Raw genomic sequence first — 4941 nt, 5'->3', positions numbered from 1 at the left:
GCATGTCCTCTTCTTAGCCGATGAGGTGCTCGACGGCGAGCTGGTTGAGCCGCACGAAGTGGTACTCGCGCTCGCCCGCCGCGTCCGCGTCGAAGTCCTCGAACGCGCTGCGGTCGGCCAGTAGGTCAGCGACCGACTCACCCTCGGAGAGGGTCGGTTGCGACAGCTCGAGCACCCCGCTCGCCTCGAACGCCTCCTGCACGCGCGGGTCGGCACGATAGGCCTTGGCCTTCTCGGCGAGCAGCAGGTAGGTCTGCATGTTCGCGGCAGCGGACTCCCACACGCCCTCCAGGCCCTCGGTGCGGGAGGGCTTGTAGTCGTAGTGGCGAGGTCCGTCGTAGCGAGGGCCACCGCCCGGGAAGCCGTTCTCGAGCAGGTCCACGGTGAAGAATGCCGAGAGCAGGTCGCCGTGACCGAACGCGAGGTCCTGGTCGAACTTGATGGACCGCTGCCCGTTGAGGTCGATGTGGAACAGCTTGTCGCACCACAGTGCCTGGCCGATGCCGGTGGTGAAGTTCAGTCCCGCCATCTGCTCGTGGCCCACCTCGGGGTTGAGGCCCACGATGTCGCCGTTCTCGAGCTTGGCGATTAAGCCGAGCGCGTGGCCGATCGTGGGGAGCAGGATGTCGCCGCGGGGCTCGTTCGGCTTGGGCTCGAGCGCGATGCGCAGGTCGTAGCCCTTCTCCTTGATGTACGCGGCCGCGGTGTCGACGCCCTCGGCGTAGCGGTCGAGGGCGGCGTAGGTGTCCTTGGCGCCGTCGTACTCGCTGCCCTCACGGCCGCCCCACATCACGAACGTGCTCGAGCCGAGCTCGGCGGCGAGGTCGATGTTGCGCAGCACCTTGCGGAGCGCGAACCGGCGTACACCGCGGTCGTTGGAGGTGAAGCCGCCGTCCTTGAAGACCGGGTGGCTGAAGAGGTTGGTGGTCACCATCTCGATGACGAGACCGGCCGCGTCGGTGGCAGCCTTGAAGTCGGTCCAGATCTTCTCGCGGGTGGCGTCGTCGGTGCCGAAGGGGACCACGTCGTCGTCGTGGAAGGTCACGGCCCAGGCGCCGAGCTCAGCGAGCTTGGTCGCGTACTCGCGCGGGTCGAGCGCGGGGCGCGTGGCGGAGCCGAACTGGTCGTTGGCCGGCCAGCCCACGGTCCAGAGACCGAAGGAGAACTTGTCGTCAGGGGTGGGCTTGCGGACCATCGAATCGCTCCGTTGCTGAAGTGGGGCTCCGTGACCACCCGCACTGATTCGAGGTATCCGCGAGCCGCCGCAGGGGCTCCGAATACCTCGACCCACGAGGGTCGGACGGCGGTTTGTTGTTGTGGACAACATATCTGCGTTCGTCGGGTGCGTCAAGAGACGCCCCGACGGCGGTCAGAAGGTCGGTCGGCGGCACGTACGCCTTCCCGCCTCGTCCCGCCGTGGCACGCTGCCAAAGCGGCGGGAACCGCTTACCCTAAGGGTCATGGCCGGACCGGTGACCCTCAGCGACGTCGCGCGCGAGGCCGACGTGTCGCTCGCGACCGCCTCGCGCGCCATCAACGGCTCCGCGAACCGGACCGTCCGCCCCGAGCTGCGGGAGCGGGTGCTGGCGGCGGCCGAGCGGCTGCACTACTCCCCCGATGCCAACGCCCAGGCGATGGCCCGCGGGCGTACCACCACGGTCGGGCTGATCGTCCACGACATCGCCGACCCGTACTTCTCCTCGATCGCCGCCGGCGTCACGGCGGCCGCCGACGGCCTCGGACTGGTTGTCACCTTGCTGACCACGCAGCACCAGCGCGGCCGGGAGCAGCAGTTCGTCGAGGTGCTGCAGAGCCAGCGCGCCCGCGCGATCCTCATCGCCGGTGGCCGGTACGACGACCCGGATTCCACGGCCGCCCTCACCGAGGCCCTGGCCGGCTACACGGCGTCCGGTGGTGCGGTCGCGCTGATCGGGCAGCCGCTCGAGGGCGTCAGCACGGTGTCGATCGACAACACCGGCGGCGCGGCCGACCTGGCGCGAGGCATGCACGGGCTCGGCTACCGCAGGTTCGGTGTGCTGGCCGGCCCGGAGGGCCACATCACGGCGCGCGACCGCCACCACGGGTTCGTGGCTGCCCTCGCTGAGCTGGGTTCTCCGGTGCCCGCCGAGAACGTCGTGACCTGCGCCTTCACCCGCGACGGCGGCTACGAAGGCATGCGGGAGCTCCTCGCACGCGACACCGACGTCGAGCTCGTGTTCGCCGTGAACGACGTGATGGCCGTGGGCGCCATGGCCGCGGCTCGGGACGCCGGTCGCGAGATCGGCACCGATGTCGCCATCGCGGGCTTCGACGACATCGTCACGCTCCGCGACGTCAACCCCGGTCTCACCACCGTGCGACTGCCGCTCGACGAGCTCGGAGCGCAGGCGATCGAGCTCGCGCTGGCCGGGCCTGGCGGCGAGCCTCCTGTCGTGGAGGTCGCCGGCGAGGTGGTCACCCGCGCCTCGACCCCACCCCGGGCCTGAGCCCGCTCGCCGAGATCGCTGTTTCGGGCTGAGCTCGCTGGTTCAGACACGCGATCTCGACCCGAGACCGCGATCTCGGCAACGGGTCAGAGGGCCTCGCTCGCCTCGGCGTAGCGGTCGAGGACGATCTCGGTCAGGCGTGGGTCCGGGGCGAGGGGGCGCGTGACCACGTCGCCGCCGGCCTCCGTGACCCGGTTGTAGAAGTAGCCGGGTGCGAGGAGGAACGCGAGGACGACGACTCGGCTCGCCTTCTCGCGGGCGCTCGCCACGGCGTCGCTCACCGTGGGCTGCGCCATCGCGCCGTAGCCGACGCTCACCGGCCCCGGGTGGAGCTCCCGTAGCGCGGCCACCACGTGCTCGACGTCGCGCGCCGCCTCGGGTCTGCTCGACCCGGCCGCGGCAACCACCACGGCATCGTCGGGGCGCACGCCCGCCTCGCGCAGCCGGTCGGCGGCGATCTCGGTCAGCCGGCTGTCCGGGCCCAGCGGGGCAGCAGCCGCGGCGCGCCCGGCGCCCGCGCCGCGGTCGGCCACCGACTGCGCGACGTCCACGCTCACGTGGAACCCTCCCGAGAGCAGCAACGGGACCACGACCGCATCACGCGCCCCACCGCCGTCGGGCATCACCACCTGCGCGACCACCGCGGCAACCTCGGGCTCCTGCACGTCGACGAACGCCTCGCGGATGTCGAGATCCGGGCGAGCCTCGCGTACGGCATCGAGGATCGAGGCGATCACCGCGCGCCCCTCGGGGTCGCTGGTGCCGTGCGAGCACCCGATCAGGACCGGCTTCATCTCAACTCCAGTCGATAGCCACGTTTGACGACGGTCTTGATCACATCGCGGCGCCCCATCGCCTCCCGCAGCCGCGCGATCGCGACCTCGGCGGCGTGGCCGGTGGCGGCATCGCCGGTGAGGACCGCGAGCACGTCCTCGCGGGTGACCACCTCGCCGCGGCGGGCCGCGAGCAAGCGCAGCACCTCGAGCCCGCTGGGCGAGAGCGGCAGCAGGTGACCGTCGAGAACCGCGACCCGAGACCGGATCTGCAGCGGACCGGCCACCGTGGTGAGTGCCAGCGTCTCGGCGTGCTCGTAGTGAGCCACCAGGGTCCGGACCAGCGCGCCGAGCCGGCCGCGCTCCGGCACGAGTGGCACGATGCCCCGGTGCTCGAGCGGGGTGGCCGTCACAGGGCCGACGGCGGCGGCCACCATGGAGCCGTCGGCAAACCTCGCGAGCACGGCCTCGGCGGCCCCCTGCTCCTCGACCGCGGCCATCCAGGCCTCGGAGCCGGGCGCCGAGGTGAACACGACGGCGTCGATCTCGCCGACGGCGGCCGCCTGCACCGAGTCCGCGAGCGCCTGCGGGTCGGGTGGCGGTCCCCAGCGGTAGACCAGCAGGTTCACCACGCTCGCACCGGCCTCGGCGAGCACCACGTCGAGCCCGTCGGCGCCGGCACCGTGCTGCTGAACTGCGATCCGCTGGCCCTCCACGCCCTCACGCAGCAGCAGGTCGGCGATCTCGGCCGAGGTCTCGGACTCCGCGACCCAGTCCGCGGTCAGGCCGACCGCCTGGATCGCGCCGCGCGCCTTGGGGCCGCGGGCGATCAGCCGGGCACCCTCGAGCACCGCGAGCAGGTCATCTGCCAGCCCGTGCGCATCGGCGGCCTCGACCCAGGAGCGAAACCCGATGCCGGTGGTGACGATCACGGCGTCGGGCGGCTGCTGCACGAGCGCGGCGGTGTCGGCGAGCAGCCGCTCGTCGTCGGCATGGGGAACCATCGTGAGTGCGGGCGCGTGCCGCACCACGGCGCCACGGCGCTCCAGCGCGGCCGCGAGCTCATGCTTGCGCCGGTCCGCGGTGACCAGCACGGTGCAGCCGGCCATCACCTGGCCGAGCGAGGGCCGCGCCTGACCTGTGCTCACGCGACCGCGGCTCGGGCTGCAGTTTCCGCAGCCACGTCACCGATCACGATCACGGCCGGCGCGCGCACCCCCACCTCGGCGGCCCGTGCCGCGATGTCCAGCAGCGGCGCCCGGGTGATGCGCTGCCGCGGCGTGGAGCCGTTCTCGACCAGCGCGACCGGCAGCCTCGGGTCGGCCCCGGCGGTCAGTGCCTGGGCCACGATCTGCTCAAGCTGCGAGACACCCATGAGAACCACCAGGGTAGCCGCGCGATCCCGCACGCAGGCGAGCGAGACGTCGTCGAGCCCGGCGTGACCGGCGATCACGTGGAACGCGGCGACCGTGCCCCGGTGGGTGAGCGGGATGCCCGCGAGCGCAGGGGCCGACAGCGCGCTGGAGATGCCGGGCACCACCTCGACCGGGATGCCGGCGGCGGCGCACGCGTCCACCTCCTCGCCGCCGCGCCCGAACACGTACGGGTCTCCGCCCTTGAGCCGCACCACGTGGCGGCCGCGGCGGGCGTGCTCGATCAGCAGCGCGTTGATCGCCGGCTGC

5 protein-coding genes are annotated in these 4941 nt (G+C 72.2%); 1 reads left to right on the top strand and 4 read right to left on the bottom strand.

Features of this window, described 5'->3' with window-relative positions; all coding sequences use genetic code 11:
* Positions 1 to 13: 13 nt before the first annotated feature.
* Positions 14 to 1195, bottom strand: a complete 1182-nt coding sequence (gene xylA, locus ACOJSN_RS09790) for a xylose isomerase (protein ID WP_420112305.1) — start codon at positions 1193 to 1195, stop codon at positions 14 to 16.
* A gap of 265 nt (positions 1196 to 1460) precedes the next feature.
* Between xylA and ACOJSN_RS09785 the strand changes: the two genes are divergently transcribed.
* Positions 1461 to 2486 (top strand): LacI family DNA-binding transcriptional regulator, encoded by a 1026-nt coding sequence (locus tag ACOJSN_RS09785; protein ID WP_420112304.1) that lies wholly within the window; start codon positions 1461 to 1463, stop codon positions 2484 to 2486.
* A gap of 86 nt (positions 2487 to 2572) precedes the next feature.
* Here the strand turns inward: ACOJSN_RS09785 and ACOJSN_RS09780 are convergent, their stop codons facing one another.
* The 3 genes from ACOJSN_RS09780 to cobA form a co-directional block, all read right to left on the bottom strand.
* Positions 2573 to 3280, bottom strand: coding sequence for a sirohydrochlorin chelatase (locus ACOJSN_RS09780; protein ID WP_420112303.1), 708 nt, complete (start codon positions 3278 to 3280; stop codon positions 2573 to 2575).
* The gene (locus tag ACOJSN_RS09775) at positions 3277 to 4368 is read right to left on the bottom strand and encodes a uroporphyrinogen-III synthase (protein ID WP_420112306.1); all 1092 of its coding nucleotides are present in this window, start codon (positions 4366 to 4368) and stop codon (positions 3277 to 3279) included. The genes ACOJSN_RS09780 and ACOJSN_RS09775 overlap by 4 nt, the downstream gene beginning before the upstream one ends.
* Positions 4369 to 4403: 35 nt before the next feature.
* Positions 4404 to 4941: uroporphyrinogen-III C-methyltransferase (gene cobA / locus ACOJSN_RS09770; protein WP_420112302.1), on the bottom strand; the 538-nt coding region annotated here is incomplete at its 5' end.

This window comes from Pseudactinotalea sp., from assembly GCF_048594945.1.
Lineage (GTDB): Bacteria > Actinomycetota > Actinomycetes > Actinomycetales > Beutenbergiaceae > Pseudactinotalea.
Note: the sequence above shows the minus strand (reverse complement) of the source record. Positions and strands in the feature narration are given on the sequence as shown.

Excerpts from the sequence above, each read along its gene's own strand:
- ACOJSN_RS09780 (WP_420112303.1), bottom strand. The coding sequence starts at position 3,280 with ATGAAGCCGGTCCTGATCGGGTGCTCGCACGGCACCAGCGACCCCGAG.
- ACOJSN_RS09785 (WP_420112304.1), top strand. The coding sequence starts at position 1,461 with ATGGCCGGACCGGTGACCCTCAGCGACGTCGCGCGCGAGGCCGACGTG.
- xylA (WP_420112305.1), bottom strand. The coding sequence starts at position 1,195 with ATGGTCCGCAAGCCCACCCCTGACGACAAGTTCTCCTTCGGTCTCTGG.
- ACOJSN_RS09775 (WP_420112306.1), bottom strand. The coding sequence starts at position 4,368 with ATGGCCGGCTGCACCGTGCTGGTCACCGCGGACCGGCGCAAGCATGAG.